At 45.8% G+C, this 17,114-nt stretch carries 24 protein-coding genes and 1 riboswitch; all 24 genes read right to left on the bottom strand.

The features are described from left to right. Positions 1–13 precede the first annotated feature (13 nt). Positions 14–451, bottom strand: a complete 438-nt coding sequence (locus tag D3P08_RS09720) for a VOC family protein (RefSeq protein ID WP_119599409.1) — start codon at positions 449–451, stop codon at positions 14–16. Continuing rightward, a complete protein-coding gene (locus D3P08_RS09715) occupies positions 452–937 on the bottom strand; it encodes a GNAT family N-acetyltransferase (RefSeq protein ID WP_119599407.1) in 486 nt (161 codons plus the stop codon). Continuing rightward, entirely contained in the window at positions 918–1,403 is a 486-nt protein-coding gene (locus tag D3P08_RS09710) for an NUDIX hydrolase (protein WP_119599405.1), read from the bottom strand. Before D3P08_RS09710 ends, D3P08_RS09715 begins: the two co-directional genes overlap by 20 nt. Positions 1,404–1,568: 165 nt before the next feature. Continuing rightward, on the bottom strand, positions 1,569–2,174 hold the full coding sequence (locus D3P08_RS09705) for an FMN-binding negative transcriptional regulator (protein ID WP_119599404.1): 606 nt from the start codon (positions 2,172–2,174) through the stop codon (positions 1,569–1,571). A gap of 150 nt (positions 2,175–2,324) precedes the next feature. Then, positions 2,325–3,347, bottom strand: a complete 1,023-nt coding sequence (locus D3P08_RS09700) for a protein-glutamate methylesterase/protein-glutamine glutaminase (RefSeq protein WP_119599402.1) — start codon at positions 3,345–3,347, stop codon at positions 2,325–2,327. A 26-nt stretch (positions 3,348–3,373) separates the two neighbouring features. Beyond that, positions 3,374–4,189, bottom strand: coding sequence for a CheR family methyltransferase (locus tag D3P08_RS09695; protein WP_119599400.1), 816 nt, complete (start codon positions 4,187–4,189; stop codon positions 3,374–3,376). 4 nt (positions 4,190–4,193) lie between these two features. Beyond that, complete coding sequence (locus D3P08_RS09690) at positions 4,194–5,990, bottom strand: methyl-accepting chemotaxis protein (RefSeq protein ID WP_119599398.1); 1,797 nt, start codon at positions 5,988–5,990, stop codon at positions 4,194–4,196. A gap of 29 nt (positions 5,991–6,019) precedes the next feature. Beyond that, complete coding sequence (locus D3P08_RS09685; protein ID WP_119599396.1) at positions 6,020–6,517, bottom strand: chemotaxis protein CheW; 498 nt, start codon at positions 6,515–6,517, stop codon at positions 6,020–6,022. A 19-nt stretch (positions 6,518–6,536) separates the two neighbouring features. After that, entirely contained in the window at positions 6,537–8,519 is a 1,983-nt protein-coding gene (locus D3P08_RS09680) for a chemotaxis protein CheA (protein WP_119599394.1), read from the bottom strand. A 96-nt stretch (positions 8,520–8,615) separates the two neighbouring features. After that, positions 8,616–8,698, bottom strand: a riboswitch (cyclic di-GMP riboswitch). A 124-nt stretch (positions 8,699–8,822) separates the two neighbouring features. Beyond that, a complete protein-coding gene (locus D3P08_RS09675; RefSeq protein WP_119599392.1) occupies positions 8,823–9,485 on the bottom strand; it encodes an HAD family hydrolase in 663 nt (220 codons plus the stop codon). A 29-nt stretch (positions 9,486–9,514) separates the two neighbouring features. Then, complete coding sequence (locus D3P08_RS09670; RefSeq protein ID WP_119599390.1) at positions 9,515–9,814, bottom strand: antibiotic biosynthesis monooxygenase family protein; 300 nt, start codon at positions 9,812–9,814, stop codon at positions 9,515–9,517. A gap of 13 nt (positions 9,815–9,827) precedes the next feature. Then, the gene (locus D3P08_RS09665; protein ID WP_119599388.1) at positions 9,828–10,304 is read right to left on the bottom strand and encodes a hypothetical protein; all 477 of its coding nucleotides are present in this window, start codon (positions 10,302–10,304) and stop codon (positions 9,828–9,830) included. 21 nt (positions 10,305–10,325) lie between these two features. Then, positions 10,326–10,772 (bottom strand): GNAT family N-acetyltransferase, encoded by a 447-nt coding sequence (locus D3P08_RS09660; RefSeq protein ID WP_162848416.1) that lies wholly within the window; start codon positions 10,770–10,772, stop codon positions 10,326–10,328. A gap of 19 nt (positions 10,773–10,791) precedes the next feature. Further along, the gene (locus D3P08_RS09655; protein WP_119599384.1) at positions 10,792–11,490 is read right to left on the bottom strand and encodes a DinB family protein; all 699 of its coding nucleotides are present in this window, start codon (positions 11,488–11,490) and stop codon (positions 10,792–10,794) included. A gap of 120 nt (positions 11,491–11,610) precedes the next feature. Continuing rightward, entirely contained in the window at positions 11,611–12,213 is a 603-nt protein-coding gene (locus tag D3P08_RS09650; RefSeq protein ID WP_119599531.1) for a YdcF family protein, read from the bottom strand. Between the two features lie 156 nt (positions 12,214–12,369). Then, positions 12,370–12,888: an NUDIX hydrolase gene (locus tag D3P08_RS09645; RefSeq protein WP_119599383.1), complete on the bottom strand. Its 519-nt coding sequence runs from the start codon at positions 12,886–12,888 to the stop codon at positions 12,370–12,372. 21 nt (positions 12,889–12,909) lie between these two features. Continuing rightward, a complete protein-coding gene (locus tag D3P08_RS27275) occupies positions 12,910–13,071 on the bottom strand; it encodes a hypothetical protein (protein WP_162848415.1) in 162 nt (53 codons plus the stop codon). An 89-nt stretch (positions 13,072–13,160) separates the two neighbouring features. Further along, positions 13,161–13,604, bottom strand: a complete 444-nt coding sequence (locus D3P08_RS09640; RefSeq protein WP_119599381.1) for a GNAT family N-acetyltransferase — start codon at positions 13,602–13,604, stop codon at positions 13,161–13,163. 23 nt (positions 13,605–13,627) lie between these two features. Then, complete coding sequence (locus D3P08_RS09635) at positions 13,628–13,888, bottom strand: DUF2164 domain-containing protein (RefSeq protein WP_119599379.1); 261 nt, start codon at positions 13,886–13,888, stop codon at positions 13,628–13,630. A 19-nt stretch (positions 13,889–13,907) separates the two neighbouring features. After that, positions 13,908–14,552, bottom strand: coding sequence for a pyridoxamine 5'-phosphate oxidase family protein (locus D3P08_RS09630; RefSeq protein ID WP_119599529.1), 645 nt, complete (start codon positions 14,550–14,552; stop codon positions 13,908–13,910). Positions 14,553–14,646: 94 nt separating this feature from the next. Then, positions 14,647–14,799 (bottom strand): hypothetical protein, encoded by a 153-nt coding sequence (locus D3P08_RS27270; protein ID WP_162848414.1) that lies wholly within the window; start codon positions 14,797–14,799, stop codon positions 14,647–14,649. A gap of 3 nt (positions 14,800–14,802) precedes the next feature. Further along, positions 14,803–15,234 (bottom strand): hypothetical protein, encoded by a 432-nt coding sequence (locus D3P08_RS09625; RefSeq protein ID WP_119599377.1) that lies wholly within the window; start codon positions 15,232–15,234, stop codon positions 14,803–14,805. A 377-nt stretch (positions 15,235–15,611) separates the two neighbouring features. Further along, complete coding sequence (locus D3P08_RS09620) at positions 15,612–16,145, bottom strand: hypothetical protein (RefSeq protein WP_119599376.1); 534 nt, start codon at positions 16,143–16,145, stop codon at positions 15,612–15,614. A 57-nt stretch (positions 16,146–16,202) separates the two neighbouring features. Then, positions 16,203–17,114: an AraC family transcriptional regulator gene (locus tag D3P08_RS09615; RefSeq protein WP_119599374.1), complete on the bottom strand. Its 912-nt coding sequence runs from the start codon at positions 17,112–17,114 to the stop codon at positions 16,203–16,205.

Here is a 17,114-nt window from a genome sequence, read left to right as displayed (position 1 = left end):
ATTAGATCCGATATTATAAATAATCTTCTTTAATCTCATCCTGCGGATCCCAGATCGACCATGCCGCTTCAAGGTAATTTCCTTGGTTGTCCCTGAAATAAAAATATTTCGCCTCCCCCGCTCCCAGCGTTTGAATTTCCTCTGCCTCTACGCCTTTCTCCTTTAACGCCGAGTGAGTTAACTCAATATCCGGACAATTTATCGCCATAATGGGAAACGGCCGGCCGTTGCGGATAATTTCCAATCGGTCCTTATCTTCGGTTTCGATAAGCAGCAAGGCGATCGAGTTTTTGTGAGGATGGTGAAGCACCGCCAAATAAGATCCGCGGTCTTGGAATTTGTTGATCAAGCGAAACTCCAAATGCTGCGTGTACCATTCAATCGACTCATCGATGTTCGAAGTCGGAACATAAACATATCCGACTCTTGTAAATTTGAACGTTTTACTCATTTAAGAGATCTCCTTTTCCGCTTTATCTTTCAACTCTTTGACCATGATATGCCACTTATCCGTTTTATCCGGATATTCATGCTCCTCTATCGAGATATAGTGAAGCTTTTGATAGAACATTAAGTTGTCAGGCAGGGACAGGCGAACGCCAAGTCTTGTCTTGTTATAGCCTTTATGTAAAGCAAGTTGCTCCAGATGCGCCATGATCACTTTACCGATTCCTTTCCCCCGATGCTTCGGCAGGACGGCAACACGGCCAATATACATATAATCATCTACAAAATTATAAAGGGCTGTCCCAACCGGCTCAGTATCTTCCCACACAATGACGGCTCCCCCGCGCTCCACTTTGCTGGAAATCGATTCTAACGTCTCACTAAGCGCGCCCGACGGAGGGTGAAGGAGACCGGCGTATTCTTTGAACGATTCCAAAATAATATCTCTGACAACCACGATTTCATCCTGCTTAGCCGACCTGATCTCCAATCGTCTCTACCCTCCTCCCCTGTAAATCCATATATGTTTGGAGGATAGGCTGATCCGGCGGATTAATGAGCTCAGGCAGATCATGCAGACTAAAAAACTTCGTTTCCTGGACTTCGCCTTCGTCTATACGGATATCTCCTTGATAATCTCTGCAAACATAGGCTGCAATGACGTTATAAACCTCATCGCCGTGAGGATACTTATAATAAAACTTTTCACCGGAAAAGATGTCCAGCAAGCTCATATCGCCAGCGGTTAGCCCAACTTCCTCTAATAATTCCCGCCTTGCCACCGACTCCATGGACTCGCCAGGCTCCAGCGAACCGCCAGGCAGCCCCCACGTTCCATTGTCCGTCCGAAGCTGCAGCAAAATTCGGTCCTGCGAATCGATGAGGAGCACGCAAGCTCCTGCCATAATTAAAGGTCTTGCTCCTACAATCTTTCGAAGATCCATGATATATCCCATCGGCGCAGTCCTCCTTCTAAACAAAAAAACCACCAATGGCTCGCTAACCATATGGTGGGTTCTTACTATCGCTGTTGTTATTCAAGGTGCTGAACAATGAATGCCCACGCTAGTTATTTTTCCTTTCCTATTATACCATCATCTCCCAATCTAGCACTATACGCCCTATAGATTTTTTCTCATCAGCTCCGCGATTTTTTTAGCGTCATCATTTGCCGATTGCTCGAGCTGCTGGATTACGGCCCTTTGTCTGTCTTCGGATTGATTTTGGCTTAGCTTCCACTTGCCTTCCATCCGGTCAATCTTTAAACGAAAGGCAACAATTCCACGCGTTAACCCCTCGATTAATGCCTTATTGGACTCGTCAACTCGGTAGGTGCTGCCGGCTCCCTCGTATTTCAGTACGAGCTTTTCTAGCGATCTGACAACGTCATCCTGCTCATCCATGATCTCTATGCGCCCGTATATATGCGCTGCAATATAGTTCCAGGTAGGAACGCTCTGGTTCGTTTCATACCAGGATGAAGAGACATAGCTGTGCGGACCAGGAAAGACGACGAGTACTTCTTGGCCGGTTATGTCCTTCCACTGATTATTCGGCCGGGCCATGTGGCTGTACAGATATCCTCCCTCCCGATCCAGCAAAAAAGGCAGATGTGAAGCGACAGGCACATGGTCCTGCATCGAAAATAAGACACCGAAGCTGTTATGTTCAATAAATTCATAAATCGTTGATAGGTTTTCCATTTTAAAATGTTTGGGAATGTACATCCTGTCATTGTCCTTTCCATTTTTTTATATTTTTGATAGTAATCCAATCCGATAGCTGCGCCTTAATCGTTGATCCTATTGTACCATCAAATCTTTCAATAACTACAAAAAGCCAGCATGTTAGACCAATTGGCTAACATGCTGGCATCTTTACTTAAGCATGGAACATAGGATATGCGGTAGTCGTTCTAACGACGTCTGCTTCTCGACTGCTCCGATTTCGTAGGCTGCTTTGGGCATGCCGTATACTGTGGAAGACGGCTCATCTTGCCCGATTGTTCGAGCGCCTTTTCTTCGCATAGCAAGCAGGCCGCGAGCGCCGTCGTATCCCATGCCCGTCAAGAGCACGCCGATCGCGCTGCTCCCGCATATCTTGGCAGCGGAATCGAACAAGACGTCAATAGAGGGGCAATGCCCATTAACCCGTTCTCCCTCAAAGCATTCAACCTGGAGCGCCGTTCCCGACTTTCGAATCCGAAGGTGACGGTCTCCCGGAGCGATTAGAACTTTACCAGGCTCAACAAGGTCACCCGTCTGCGCTTCCTTGACGCTGAACCCTGTACTTACATGTAATCGGTCCGCGAACATTTTCGAGAAAAGAGGCGGAATATGCTGGACGATCACAATTCCTGGCATGGCGGCCGGCAGCCTGCTTAAGATGGAAGCAATAGCTTCGGTTCCGCCGGTAGAAGCGCCTAGTACAATCACTTGCCCCATTTGAAAGGAACCGGATGGACTAGCCTTCGTCTCCGGTAAATCTTCAGCGGCAGACACCTTCGCTTGAGCGGCAATCTTTACTTTATGGATCAATTGCAATAGGAATTGTTCCACACCGAAGGCCGACTGCACGTCCGGCTTGCAGACAAAATCAACCGCCCCTGCCTGCAGCGCGTCAAACACGGCCGTACTAACGGTGCTCACGACGATAACAGGCAGCGAATATTGCGGAAGCAATCTTTTTAGAAACTCGATGCCGTCCATTTTCGGCATCTGAATATCACATATCATGACATCCGGCCGAAGCTCGAGCAGCTTGTCTCTAGCGTCAAACGGATCTACAGCTGTGCCTACAATGTGCAGATCCGGGTCTGAGGACAAGCCTCTGACTAACACTTCACGGTAAACTCTGGAATCGTCGACAATAAGTACTTTTAAACGTTGCTTCTCACGCATGAAACCGACCTCTCCTCCTAGAAGGCCTATTCCTTTCGGTATACGGCAGGCCGGATATACGTGAACCGCGTCGATTCACGCGGAATCGATTCCGAATGACCAATGAACAAATAGCCGCCCGGCATCAAATGATCATAGAAACGTTCCACTAGCTGATGCTTCGTTTCATTATCAAAGTAGATCATCACATTTCTGCAGAAGATCACATGAAATTTTTTCTTGAAAGGAAACGCGGTATTCATTAGGTTAAACCGTCTGAATATCACTTCCTTCTTTAATTGATCCTGAATGATGCTGTGTTCCTTATCGTAGCCTTGAAAATAGTTTATCCGCCAGTTGGCGGGCAGCACCGCAATATCTTCATTAGGATAGACGCCCTTGGAGGCCTTCTCCAATATTTGGCTTGAAATATCGGTCGCCAAAACTTTTGTATCCCAATGCGGCTTCTCTCTCCCGAAAAAATCGTCCAAGATCATCGCCAGCGTATAAGGCTCTTCCCCCGAAGAGCACCCTGCGCTCCAAATACGCAAATCCTTGTCATGCACAGTTGATGCGAGGAAAGGGAGCACTTGATGCTTCAGGAACGTAAAGTGTTCCGCTTCCCGCATAAAAAAGGTATGATTGGTCGTAATTTTATCCACCAAAGTTTGTACGGCTTTACCGGTCGGATCCTTCACAATATACTCGTAATATTGCTTAAAGCTGGTCATCTGAAGCTTGGCGAGCACTTGGTAGAGCCTTCCGGTAACGAGCGCCTTCTTCTCTTCTTTCAGGTGGATGCCATATTCCCGATGAATAAATTCGGTTAATTGCTTAAACTCATTATTCGTAATCGAAATCATAGGATTAGTACTTTCCGAATTCAGAATCACTTAAAGCGATTTGAGGCATCGAGGCGTTCCGTTTAGGCTGGGAGTTCATTTGATCCAGCATTCTGCGGACTTCCGGGCTCATTTCTTCGAAATCGGAAACTTGGCCGTACGAGCCGCGTTTCAGCTTGAAGCGCGAAACCTGTTGTCTGAGCATGCTCGCTTGGCCGGACAATTCTTCGCTTGCCGCCGCGCTTTCTTCGGATGTCGCGGAATTCGTTTGAACGACCTGCGACACTTGCGCAATGCCTTGATTGATTTGGGTAATAGCAGCCGCTTGCTCCGTCGATGCGACAGCAATGTTGCCGACAAGGTCCGCCACCTTCTCGATATCTAGAACGATGGACCGAAGCGCCTCAGCGGTTTTGTCCGCAATCCTCGTGCCGTCCTGCACCTTTAAGATCGAGCCCTCGATCATGGTCGTCGTTTCCTTCGCTGCGTTCGCGGACCTTGCCGCCAAGTTGCGCACTTCCTCCGCTACAACCGCAAACCCTTTGCCGTGTTGTCCCGCTCTAGCCGCTTCGACGGCTGCGTTCAGCGCCAAAATATTGGTCTGGAACGCGATTTCATCGATCACTTTAATGATTTTGGAAATGCTGCTCGACGCTTCATTAATGTCTTGCATCGCATTGAGCATGTCCTTCATCTGCTCATTGCCTTGCAGCGCATTTTGTTTCGAGGATTCCGCAAGCTGATTCGCTTCATTGGCGTTCGCCGCGTTAAGCTTCGTCTGCGACGACACTTCCTCCAGCGATGCCGTTAATTCCTCGACGGCGCTCGCCTGCTCGGTTGCGCCTTGCGACAGGGAGATACTGGAATCCGACACTTGCTTGGAGCCTGACGCCACTTGATCCGAAGCATGACTAATGTTCGTCAGAATCTCGTTGTTGCGTTCGATCATCTCCTGAAGCTTCTTGCCGAGCAGGTCTCTATCGGAGCGGACGCGAACGTGTACCGTCAAATCGCCGTCTGCGACCTTTTCGACGGCAAGCGATTGTTCTCTAATGCTTTCGATCATCTGACCGAAAGCGTTCATCAGCTCGCCAATCTCATCGCGGCTAGTCGTCTGGACATTCACGTTTACATCGCCTTCCGCCAGCTTCTTGGCTGCATCAGACAGCTTGCGGATTGGCTGAGTAATGCTTCTTGTAATGAAGACGGCTAGCAGGATAACTACAAGAGTCGTAATGACGATGACCGTTATCATAATGGCGAAGGCGGTATCGAACCCTTCGTCCCCCCGTTTGCTTGCAAGGTCAGATTGTTCACGGTTATATTGCACGAGAGATAATAGCTCACCGCTTGCCTGATCAAAGACAGTTCTTGAATCATTTGCCATGAGCTGAATCGCATCCTGCCTCTTCCCCTGTTCAATCAAATCAAAGATTTGCTTGCTGATCGTAAAGTATTGAGACCAGCTGCTCTTTAATTGGGAAATGCTCTCTTTTTCCAATTCTGTAGTAGAGTTCGCTTCGACTTCCGCTAATTTTTCATCAAACGCTTGCTTGGTTTCGGCTGCTTTCTGTTTATAAGTCGAAATATCCTCTTTCGTCTCGGCATACGTGAAACGAAGCTCGTAAATGCGGTAATCCGAAGTAATCGTGTTTAGGCTGTTGGCGTCATCTACGCCGGGCAGCCACTTTTCAGAAATGATCGTGGACTGCTGATTAACATTGTCCAGTGAGATCAGCGCATAACCGCCAAGACCAACAAGAGCGGCTACGATTAGAACATAGGAAACGGTAAGTCTTGCTTTGATCGATAAGTTCATCATGATGAATAATGCCTCCTGTGAGCTGTCTCTTATAGTTGACTTAATTCTTCCAATACCTCATGTTGCAGCAGTTTCTCGCAATCAAGCAGCAGCTTCACATCCTGGCCTACCTTGCCGACGCCTTTAATAAACCGGTTGCTGTGACCGTGTCCAAGCTCCGGCGGCGGCACCACATCGTGCTCGGCAATAGACAATACTTCAGAGACGCTGTCTACGACTAAACCTATCGATACGTCTTGAATATCGATGACGATAATACATGTCCGGTCATTGTAAGGCCGGAACGTCTTACGGAACCGGAGCCGGACGTCCATGACTGGTATGATCTTCCCGCGCAGGTTAATAATGCCCCGAATATACTCGGGAAGCTCCGGCACCTCCGTAATCGCTTGAATGCCGATGATTTCAATAACATAAGCAATTTCGATCCCATACACTTCCGTCCCAAGCTGGAAGGTAAGATACTTCCCGCTCATCGTATCCTCATCATACCCGGATGAGTCTTGATTGCCGTTTTGATCCGTCATCGCCCTAACACCCCCGAATTTAGTAACGTCCTGACAGCAGTCCGCCAATGTCTAGAATTAAGCTGATGCTCCCGTCGCCAAGCATTGTGCAGCCTGCCAATCCTTTAATGTCGCGTATTTTTTTAATATAAGCCGGAAGGTTTTTCACCACGACCTGCTGCTGTCCAATCAATTCATCCGCGAACAAACAAAGCTTGCGATGCTCATACTCCACCATGATCAATATCCCATGCTGCATATCCTTGACTGCTGTCTCGACCCCAAATCTTTCGTGAAGCCGCAGAACTTGATAACATTCCCCCCGCACCATAATCATCTCGGCGCCGTCCGGATCCGTTATAATTTGATCAGCAGCTGCGCGGAATGATTCCCGAATCGCAGTCGTCGGAATCGTATAGCGGGCCTGACCCACCTTAACATTCATTCCGTCAATGATTGCCAAAGTAAGAGGAATCCGCATCGTAATCGCTGTTCCTTCTCCCGGAACGCTCGCTACGGATACGCTCCCCCCCACGTCCATCATGTTGCTCATCACAACATCCATTCCGACACCGCGGCCGCTGAATTCCGTGATCGACTCTTTTGTCGAGAAGCCCGGCAAAAAGATGAGCTGGAAGATTTCATGATCAGGGAGCTCCAATGCTCCGTCCTGTTTCTGGAGAAGTCCGTTCTCCAAAGCTCTTTTTATAATTTTTTCTTTGTTCAAGCCTCGTCCGTCATCGCGCACCACAACAAAAACTTCGCTGCCAACATTTCGCGCTTCTAAGGTAAGTGTCGCGGTCGAAGGTTTTCCTTGCGACAGCCGTTCCTCCGGCGTCTCAATGCCGTGATCCAGCGAGTTGCGTACCATATGCATTATCGGGTCGGAAATGCGCTCGATGACATTTTTATCGACTTCCGTATCTTCCCCGACCAATTCCAGCTTGACGGACTTCCCTTGCTTTTTGCATATATCCCGGACAATCCGATTCATCTTATGAAACGTATTGGAAAGCGGCACCATTCGGATCGACATGACTTTGTCTTGAATTTCACCCGTTATTTTGCGCAGCTGTCTGGCTGCTTTCCGGAATTGCTCCAGCTCAAGTCCCGCCAGATCCGGACTCTGGGTCACCATGGATTCCGCAATCACAAGCTCGCCTACCAAATCCATCAATTCATCGAGCCGATTTACATTAATGCTTATAAAATTGGACGACTGTCCCGTCGCCAATTGGCTTTGCGCTGTCTGCGCCTTCTCCAGCTGCTCTGCTGCTGAAGCTGCCGGGGCATCCAAAACCGTCTGGGCAATTGCGTGATTGTCTTCTTTTTCGTGTTCCTCTTGAAGCGGAATGATGTCCAGATGCTTGAGGCATGGAGCTTGTGATAAGGCAGCCTGCACTTCCTCCACCGTCTCACGATTACGGAAGTAAAGACGGAACCCTTCTTTCCGGATCATCTCTGCCGTCTCATTGTTATTCTGAATATCTTCCGGTTCATAGGAAAACCTGTCCGTCCACTCCTGCAGCTGATGAACGACTTGAAAGGCCCGCACATTCTCCATCTGGTATTCATCTTCAAAGAATACGATGGCTTTCACGTGCGCATCTTCGTGCTGTGAGGTTAGCCTATCCAAATACTCCTGCAGCTCAGAAACAAGAGAGGCTTCGTCGCCATCCATTGGATGACCGTTTCTAATTTTGTAAAACTCCAGCTTCATGAAATCGATCCCCTGCAGGACCAGATCAGACAACACGGTGTAATCGGCATGCTCCGGTTGTTCGGATCGTATGTACGAGAACAAGTCTTCCATCGTGTGGGCGAGTCTCGCCACATTGGAGAAATTCATCATCGTTGAAGAGCCCTTGATCGTATGCATGACGCGAAAAATTTCGTTCGTTGCCTTCTCGCTGTACGTGCCAGCCTCACAATCCAAGATAATGCCTTCTAATTGCTCTAGCAGCTGCGTATTCTCGTGATAATAAACATCCAACAATGGGTCCGAAAAAACATGTTCTGCCATCGGCTTTCTCCTATCAAACGACATAATTCGACATAATTTGGGTACAAAAAAGACCCTTTCCCTCAAATGTGCAGAAGAAAGAGTCTCTATGGTCACATTTGCAACCCGGCCGCCATTGCATATGCAGTAGGCCCGTAGCTTTGCGTCCTTGTCTTTCAACAAGTTTGCCGTGTTGTTATGTAGTTAATTCGTCTTAGAATTGAGATCATCATAACATAACCATTCAACTTCGTATACAAGAAATAATAGGCAATAAACTAGGACATAAGACTCACAAATGTAAACCGTTAAGTTTAACATTTCTCATAACAGATGCAATAACTCTTCTAATTGAAAGATAACATATAGCGGCTTTGCCGTAAGCTCTTCTCGCCAAGGCTGGTTAACCTTCAGCCAAATGGCTTCCATGCCGCAGTCTGCCGCCCCTTGAATATCGTTAATCGGATGATCGCCAACATAAATACACTGATCGGGCTGCAGTCCTAATCGGTCTATCGCCATGCGATAGATTGTTGGGTCGGGCTTCTTTACGCCGGCTTCCTCCGAGACGAGGATGCAATCGAAATCTTTCCGGATATCTAACTTGTCAATCTTTCCATACTGAATGGCCGTTCTGCCATTCGTAATTAATGCCGTTTGGTATTTGCTTTTGACGTGCTTCAACACTTCTTTCGCTTGATTCATGAGTACAGCGTTATTGACATATTCCGTTTCATAGAAGCTCATAAGCTCTGATTTTAACGGTTTCGCTTTCCAAGGCATCTCGTCTAGCAATTCATCAAATAGCTCGCTTTTATCCTTGTATCCGTCCTGGTCGAGAACTATGATCCTTTCAAGAATGTCCTCTGTCGTCTTCACATGCCCAAAATAGGCGGCTATAAAGCGAGCCGCAAAGCTTCTGAACGTACGAGTCCGATCGAGGAGCGTATTATCCAGGTCAAATATAACGGCTTGTATATGCTGCACGGTTTTGTAGCCTCCCCATCATATAAAGCTTACGAATCGAGATTGACAATCTCAAAATGCTCAACCGTAGGAAATGGATCGTAGAAATGATGCAATAAAGCTTTCCACTCTTGATACTCCGCAGATCCCCGAAAGCCTATCGTATGATCTTCAAGCGTCTCCCATTTCACAAGTAAAATATACTTGTTCGGATCCTCAATGCATTTTTGCAGCTCATGATGGATATAGCCTTTCATTTTGGAAATAATGCCCGATGCCTCTTTAAAACTTCGCTCAAATCCATCGGTCAATCCCGGTTTAACTTGCAGCACAGCAACCTCAAGTATCATCGTTATCCTCCCCTTATTGTTTCTTTCCTTCTTGCATTTTCAATGCTACTTGATTTGCCTCTTCTTTCGTGGTCGCAGGACCGGTAATGTACCCATCCGATAGATTGTACCGTTCATTGATATTGTCTAATTGTACCCAAACGTTGTCAAAATGACGAGAGGTCATAACCGAACCGATGGTTTCGGTGACATTATTGCTGTTAAGAGTAGTAATGGAGCCTTGAAAGTTGCCGCCTTCATCGTACAATTTAATCTCATACTCCAAATCGTCATCCGTCATTAGCTTCCCAATGAACACATCACGGCCAAATAGATTACGATAATAGTTCCCTTCTAGGGCAATGCTTGTTTGCTTCTCAAAATCGTTTTCAACTGAATAGATGACGCTCTTATGCTCACGTTCAATCCGTTCAGGCTGATGGTAAAAGTATACGAACGAAACACATGAGAGAGTGATAAGAACAACGATAATCCAACTAATTTTTTTCATTCCATTCCCCTCTTAGCTTGCTCACTTCGTATGGAGCTTCATAGTCGTTTGGTAAGGAGCGAACCCAACCTGCTGCCAAAAGCTCATTCCCCTATGATTGTTCACCAATACATCGACGATAATCGTCTTCACATCCGGGAACCGCGTTTCCTTTAGCAGATTAATCCCCTCTCTCCCAAAACCCATCATTCGATGATCCGACGTAATAAAAAATTGCCTCACATACACTTCCCGTTCTACTTTATAATAGGTGTTGTCACGAAATTGGTAAAGCGCATATCCCACAATCTCCGTGTCCTTACACAATAAATCAATATGCCAATCGGACAGAAGCCACACCCTCATACGATCCTCCAGTTCGCTGATTGTCATAGGATTCAGACTGCCCTCATCGTCAATTAACTGTTTATTCATTTGAGCAAGGATAGGCAAATCCGACTCGAGTGCGCCTCTAAGCGTTAACGTCATCGGGGGCATCCCTCATTTCCTAAGCTTTATTTTTTTGAAGCTTTTGCTTAATTCGAAGTGACTTGTTCAAATGCACAAAATTATGCCTCGTTGCGGGCATCAGCGCCAAGCCGGCAATCGTCTTATTCCCCCAGTACTCTAGCAGCCATTTCTCTCCCTTCTTTACTGCCCCAAGCTCTTCTAGCTTGCTTATTTGATGCGGTTCTACCTTTTGTTTAAATTGCCGAGGCTCCAGCGAGCTTATGATGTCACGAGTTCTTCTCCCCACCTCAGTCCGGTAGGTTAATAGAGCTGATATATTGATTCCCGAGCTTAAATTAGCAATTTCCGCTTCGCTCATCCCGTTGCCCGAATGTTCAACACCAATATTTAGTTTTCGGTACCAGCCGCCGGCATACAAAATCTGTTCATGGTTGCCTACGAGAACATTCATCGTCATATCTTCGATTCTTGCAATGTGCCAAAGATGCCAGACGATCGAGTTTTTTGTGTCGGGTGTTCTTACAGGATATTGGCGCAGTGTTTCCTCCTTCGCACCGTCCAACAATTCGTCCTCTAGCGTACGGACTGACCCGGATGGAGTCAATTTGGAGGAGTGCAGCCAAGCATGCTGCTGCAAAAAGAGCTTGACCGCGCTGTCATGCTCTTGTGGTTTAAGAATGATATCTGTCAAGCATTTATGGCCTTCATTCCATTGTTTTCGTTGCGCCAAATCCATATTAGCTTCCTCCGCTGCCCGAAAATGAAAAAACCGCCAAGCTAGAAGCTTTAGGCGGGTTCCAATTATTCATGCCGTCATTCAAGCTGTACCCCTTCGGATTGCCTTGCCCGGTATCGTTCATTTGTCTTCGACTATTGTACCATCATCTGCCAAAGGCAGGGAAGAACTAGCTCCGCTTTGAAGGATGGCATGTCTGAAATATTTCCCTACCTTCTCAAGCTCGTTCATGACGATGTGAATGCGCTTCTCGTTTAAATACCAGTTCTCTTTCGTAATGCCCGTTCGGTCAACGACGGGGCTTACATAAAAAACCGTGTCTTCCGGAAAGATAAAACGATAGGTTAAAAGCGCTCTTCTAGCATGGTAGTTTTTACAAGCGAGAATAACTTTTTTAGGATGTATTCCTTGGCGCTTCAATACCTCTAGTGAGAACCGAGCATTTTCAAACGTGTTGGTTGCCTGATCCTCCTTCAGTATCGCTTCTTCTGGGATCCCCAATGCGATTCCAATATCCCGAAGAAACGCCCATTCTGTCGTTTCCACCTGAGGAGTAGCTCCCCCGGAAGGCAGAATAAGAGGAGCCGCTCCCTGATGATACAGCTTAGCTGCTCTTTCCATCAGTTGGCTGTGACTGCTACCCGGAACCAAAATAACATCCGCCTGTTCCAGCTCTGTCTCGAAAAACATAAACTCGGTAATACAGTCAAATGGAAAAGAAATGATGACCCCCCCTTTCCTCAAACCTCTTTCTCTTTTCTATAATTCATATTCTGCTTGATCTCAAATTGCCTCAACACTCGCTCAAATGCGGCTTTCAAATGTAGATAACTCCATTTTTATCATGACTCAATCAACTCCACTTGACTTTGATAGAGATTATGACCGCAGTTCATGAGCAAGCTTGTACAGCTCTGCAATATCATACCGGTTATTACCTTCTAAAATACGGACGGCTTCCTCTATTTCAACGACTTTAACAGCGATCACTTGCTCCCCGCCCTCCGGATTCAGCGGTTTGCTAACCAACTTGACTTCCCCATAACCGACAACTCGGACAAACTTTGGATGCGGAATGTGAGGTTTATATGGTTTTTCAGCGGTAGATATACAATCAAATTGGCCGAAAATATGGTAGTCGATCAGTTCTCCGCCAAGCTCCTCGAGCATCTCGCGCTTCAGCGCATTGGTATAGTTCTCGCCGGCTTCAAGCGTTCCTCCGGGGAGCTCCCAATTTCCGTTCTCTACTTGAAAAATCACATATTTATCACCGACAAACGGGATTATAGTAACATTGCTAACGATGGTTTCATCAACAGAATCATTCAGCCGAAAGTTTGCATGTACGGGTCCCCAAATTATCGTGTTTGCCAGGGTCGGATATTTTTCATTATTCATTTTGACGTAATGTCCTTTCGTCTAATGCTTATAATCTTTATCTTTTCTAATCTCTTCCCATATTAGATCTAGCCTTTCAAGAATCCTTTCATCTTGGCGCACCTTCTTCTTCAAGGTGCCATCAATACTTGCTATTCCAATTATGGTAAGCACCATAAACAGAATTGAAAGACCAGCAAACAATTCATCCAGGCCTCCTACGCCGAAACCCCAATAAGAGGGATGTCAGAGTTAATCGTTTTTCGTTACTAATTTGCTTGTCACAACCACTCTTACATATTCATTATAAAGCCTGTTTTCTTCCCCTTTATAAACCCTGCACTTTCATAAAATTGATGAACCTCATCCCTTTGGGAGCCCGTCATGAGCATGAGCTTATAGCAATTATGTTGAGCGGCAATCTCTTTCGCCTTTTCTAAAGCTAAACGTCCAAATCCTTGTCGTCTGAACGCCTCATGGGTAACAACATTCTCGATTAATCCATAAGGTCTCGCGCTTCTGGTTAAGTTTTTTATAATGACCAAAACACATGATGCTGCAATCATGCCTTCGTGCTCTACAACAATAATATGCATGCTCTCGTCTTGTAAAATATCATTCCAGTGAGACAGCAGCTTTTCATCCCGACTGAGCTCCGGATCTCCCGGCTGCAAATGTTTATAGAGCTGCAATAAAGCCTCCAGCTCGTCTTGGTGAATCAATCTGCACAAAGCCATTACGATCCTCCAACCTTCTCCAATTACCGTTTCCGGTTCCCGACTGGTTTTTCAAGCGAATAGAATTCGTCTTCGATCTGGTTCATTTTTTCAAGAACAAGTTGCCTGGCATCTTCGATTGCTTTGTTGTAGATGTAGGGCCCAAGCTCTCCGATCATAAAATCAATAAGCTGCTCCGCTCCCAAATCGCCGAGTTGTTCGGACCGCTCTCCTTCAAAATAAGCTTGTACATTCCTTACGATTTCCATTTTTTGTTCTTTTGGCAGCTTGATGGATAGTAACATATTTGACCTCCTAACAATATCAATAAAGTCGATTTCTGTAGCTGTTATCCAATGATTCTCGCACTTCTCGTTCCGTTACGCTCATTTTCTGACCTACATGTGCCGCTATAATTTTTGCCGCAGAAGGAAGCTGCTCCTTAGGCAACCAGGAGTCTGGAGACCATAACCCGGAACGTTTAAACGCTTTTGCGCAATGCATATAGCATTCTTCGATCTCTACACCAATACCTAAAAGCGGGAGCTTCCCTTTGGCGGCCGTTGCTTGCAATAACTCTGGATCACGGCTTATACAAGCTCTTCCATTCATTCGGAAAGTCTCTTCAAGTCCAGGGATAAGAAAAATAATGCCTATTTGAGGGTTTGAGAAAATGTTCCGAATGGAGTCCATCCTTTTGTTCCCCGGGCGATCCGGGATGAAGAGATGTTGATCGTCAACGATATAGACAAAACCAGGCTCATCCCCTCTTGGAGAAACGTCGCATAGTCCGTCTTTATCCGAAGTTGCAATCATAATAAAAGGTGATTTCTCAATAAATGCTCTGCTATATGGATCAAGCTTGTATATTACTTTGTTCGAGACTAACGAGCTTGGAAATCCAAGCTGAGGGCGCAGCTCTTCGAGTTCTTCAAGCGAGTTAATCCGGTTTTGAAACACATTGGCCATCATGTTTGTTCCCTTCTTATTCAAAAATGACTTTGTTCGCGTACACTTCTTCTATAAAGATCTCCTTCGGATAGCGATTCGTACTTCGTTTTCGCTAATCGAACTCTTTCCCTTTCTCTCTTGACTCTCTCCACATTTTATCCCGTAACTGCGCTTCCTTGATATAATCCTTCTCTGGCAGCCGGCTTCGTATATCAAACAATAGAAAGCAGATTACAATCAATAAGAAAATGATAGCCAGATTCATGGGTCAAGCGCCTCCCGGGAACGTTCTGCCAAATTGCTCTTCAAAAAACCGCCGAATCAGCCCTTCGAACTGTTCATTATGCTCGTAATAAACCTGTTTCATTTCATCGGGGAGAAACTCCAGTTTTTTCATATCCCCTTCGTACAAGATCGTTCGAAATAAATACCCTACCCTTCCTTCCTGATTGTCATCAGGCGCTAATTCTATGTCTTTCATTTGGCGAAGCCACTCCTGAATGATTCCTTTATCTTCAATCCGTATTTTTTCGCCGGAAGAACCGTCAACCAACTCCATCTTATCCACGTTGGAAATATCCCCCGGATATTCATTTTCAAGCGTTGTCGTACCGAGTTGAACCGGTTTCTTATTACCGGAGGAGCCCGCTTCACAACCTATTGCCAGCAGAAAAAACAAGCACACCACAATCGTTCTCATATAAACCACCTCGCTCAGGTTAATTCTTACAGCACAGATCTGTTACTCTTTAGTCAAATCCAGATTTCCCTGTTATTTGGAGCAATGTAAACACGAATACATACATAGTTGCATTTATGACGCCGCAAATATAAAACAATACGCCCTCCCAGGAAAATGCAGTCTTATAGCCCCCAACAAATAATGCCCATATAAAAACCAACAGCAGCCCTGAAGCACAATGAAATCCCAACCTAACAAAGAAAGTTGTATTTGTTCCGTTGTTTGATGAAGGAATGAATCCATAATGAGATTGGTGTACCGATGAGGAGAAGCACGAATAGGCTAATTACACGATCATCGCTACACCGACCTTATTATAAAAAATCAATGCTGTCTTAACCGAAACCTTTCATGAATGTATCGTCCCAAATCTGGACTTCGATATAGCGTTCTGGCCCCTTATCGCCATTCGGATTCCATTCTTGAGGAAAGCCATACTCTCGGATGACTGACATAATTTCCGACTTGGTGTACACCTGTCCCCTATAAGACTTCCCATCCTTAACCCTCATCGTCGGGAATAAGTCCCCATATGTAAAGCTGATTGTATTTTCCTCTAATTCATCCCAATGAATGTTTATTTCCATCCCTTGCTTATACCAGGTTTTAATCCATTCGCAAGGCCCTAACGTCATATAATGGGGATACTCGGTTTTGGGGCTTCCACCCTTCTGCACAAATATTTCTCTTGCCTTCCGTTCCAATTCCCGCCTGACATCTAAATAGTCTTCAGATCTGCGGCTTGCAAATACGCCACCGTCTTCTCTTAAGGACTGCATCATTAATTTCGCAGCTTCTATATCCAGAAAGGATAAGTTTCTAAATGGCCCATGTTCGTATTCATAATAATGATAGAGATACAGGTTCATCGTTCCACCACCATCGTCTTTCTGGGCTTGGGGAGGGGGAGTCCCCCCCTCGGTCCTTCATGCCCTCTTTTTAATAGGCACATATAAATCAATTTTCGCCTTACCTTCCGGATCCTCGGCTGGGTTATTCATGGAAAACTCTAGACAATGCCGATCGTCAGGGTCATACCCGCTATTTGGAAGCCATTGCCCGAACAAACTTTGATAGAGTATCCCGAATTTATCCACCGTATCATAAAATTGGTACATCCCGTAGAGCCCTCCAGGCAAGCTTTGAAACTGCACATGCGGATGTACATCCTTCTGAAAACCATCCGGGATCGTCACACAGGCATCATAACGGCATGCATATTCCTCTGTAACGCTCGGGTCGTCTAACGAAATACCGATAAAAGATTGCTCCGGCGGGAACAGCCCGTTCTGACTGGCCCATTCTCCGAGCTTTTCCCATGCGTGATAGGTTTCCAGGTAGCTTCCAACATGCCTGAAGAATGCGACCTCAAAGCTTGGTAATTCCTTAATCGTAACATTCATATTCCAAATCCTCCTTAGAAAGTGATGACTACCACCTTCATCATAACGAGGAGGCCTAACAGCATCTTCTCGATTATTGCTTTGATATAAGGAAATATTGCTATCTTCTCTAACGCCTCTTCTAACCTCGCTTGGGGTCTTATTAAAATGCTTTTTAAAAGCCAGATTAAAATTCGATGCGGATTCAAAGCCGCAAAGCAATGCAATTTCCAGCACGGTTTTATCCGTGTCTGTTAAGTAATGAATAGATTTCTGCAGTCGTTTGCTCGATAAATACGAGGAAGGAGTCGATCCGACAATCGATGTGAAAACTCTAGAAAAATGATATTTTGAGAAATGGGCAACGTCCGCTAGTTCATCAAGACTTATTTTCGAAGAAAGATTCTGTTCCATGAATTGAATGACCTTGTTTATCCGCTCATTATAGTTGTTCAT

This window comes from Paenibacillus nanensis (assembly GCF_003583765.1).
In the GTDB taxonomy this organism is placed as follows: domain Bacteria; phylum Bacillota; class Bacilli; order Paenibacillales; family Paenibacillaceae; genus Pristimantibacillus; species Pristimantibacillus nanensis.
The sequence above is the reverse complement of the archived record's forward strand: the minus strand, read 5'-3'. Positions and strand labels throughout refer to the sequence as shown.

Coding starts and splice junctions, on each gene's coding strand:
- D3P08_RS09720 (WP_119599409.1), bottom strand. CDS start 451: ATGAGTAAAACGTTCAAATTTACAAGAGTCGGATATGTTTATGTTCCG.
- D3P08_RS09710 (WP_119599405.1), bottom strand. CDS start 1,403: ATGGGATATATCATGGATCTTCGAAAGATTGTAGGAGCAAGACCTTTA.
- D3P08_RS09705 (WP_119599404.1), bottom strand. CDS start 2,174: ATGTACATTCCCAAACATTTTAAAATGGAAAACCTATCAACGATTTAT.
- D3P08_RS09700 (WP_119599402.1), bottom strand. CDS start 3,347: ATGCGTGAGAAGCAACGTTTAAAAGTACTTATTGTCGACGATTCCAGA.
- D3P08_RS09695 (WP_119599400.1), bottom strand. CDS start 4,189: ATGATTTCGATTACGAATAATGAGTTTAAGCAATTAACCGAATTTATT.
- D3P08_RS09690 (WP_119599398.1), bottom strand. CDS start 5,990: ATGATGAACTTATCGATCAAAGCAAGACTTACCGTTTCCTATGTTCTA.
- D3P08_RS09685 (WP_119599396.1), bottom strand. CDS start 6,517: ATGACGGATCAAAACGGCAATCAAGACTCATCCGGGTATGATGAGGAT.
- D3P08_RS09680 (WP_119599394.1), bottom strand. CDS start 8,519: ATGGCAGAACATGTTTTTTCGGACCCATTGTTGGATGTTTATTATCAC.
- D3P08_RS09670 (WP_119599390.1), bottom strand. CDS start 9,814: ATGATACTTGAGGTTGCTGTGCTGCAAGTTAAACCGGGATTGACCGAT.
- D3P08_RS09665 (WP_119599388.1), bottom strand. CDS start 10,304: ATGAAAAAAATTAGTTGGATTATCGTTGTTCTTATCACTCTCTCATGT.
- D3P08_RS09660 (WP_162848416.1), bottom strand. CDS start 10,772: ATGACGTTAACGCTTAGAGGCGCACTCGAGTCGGATTTGCCTATCCTT.
- D3P08_RS09655 (WP_119599384.1), bottom strand. CDS start 11,490: ATGGATTTGGCGCAACGAAAACAATGGAATGAAGGCCATAAATGCTTG.
- D3P08_RS09645 (WP_119599383.1), bottom strand. CDS start 12,888: ATGAATAATGAAAAATATCCGACCCTGGCAAACACGATAATTTGGGGA.
- D3P08_RS09640 (WP_119599381.1), bottom strand. CDS start 13,604: ATGGCTTTGTGCAGATTGATTCACCAAGACGAGCTGGAGGCTTTATTG.
- D3P08_RS09635 (WP_119599379.1), bottom strand. CDS start 13,888: ATGTTACTATCCATCAAGCTGCCAAAAGAACAAAAAATGGAAATCGTA.
- D3P08_RS09630 (WP_119599529.1), bottom strand. CDS start 14,552: ATGGCCAATGTGTTTCAAAACCGGATTAACTCGCTTGAAGAACTCGAA.
- D3P08_RS27270 (WP_162848414.1), bottom strand. CDS start 14,799: ATGAATCTGGCTATCATTTTCTTATTGATTGTAATCTGCTTTCTATTG.
- D3P08_RS09625 (WP_119599377.1), bottom strand. CDS start 15,234: ATGAGAACGATTGTGGTGTGCTTGTTTTTTCTGCTGGCAATAGGTTGT.
- D3P08_RS09620 (WP_119599376.1), bottom strand. CDS start 16,145: ATGAACCTGTATCTCTATCATTATTATGAATACGAACATGGGCCATTT.
- D3P08_RS09615 (WP_119599374.1), bottom strand. CDS start 17,114: ATGAACAACTATAATGAGCGGATAAACAAGGTCATTCAATTCATGGAA.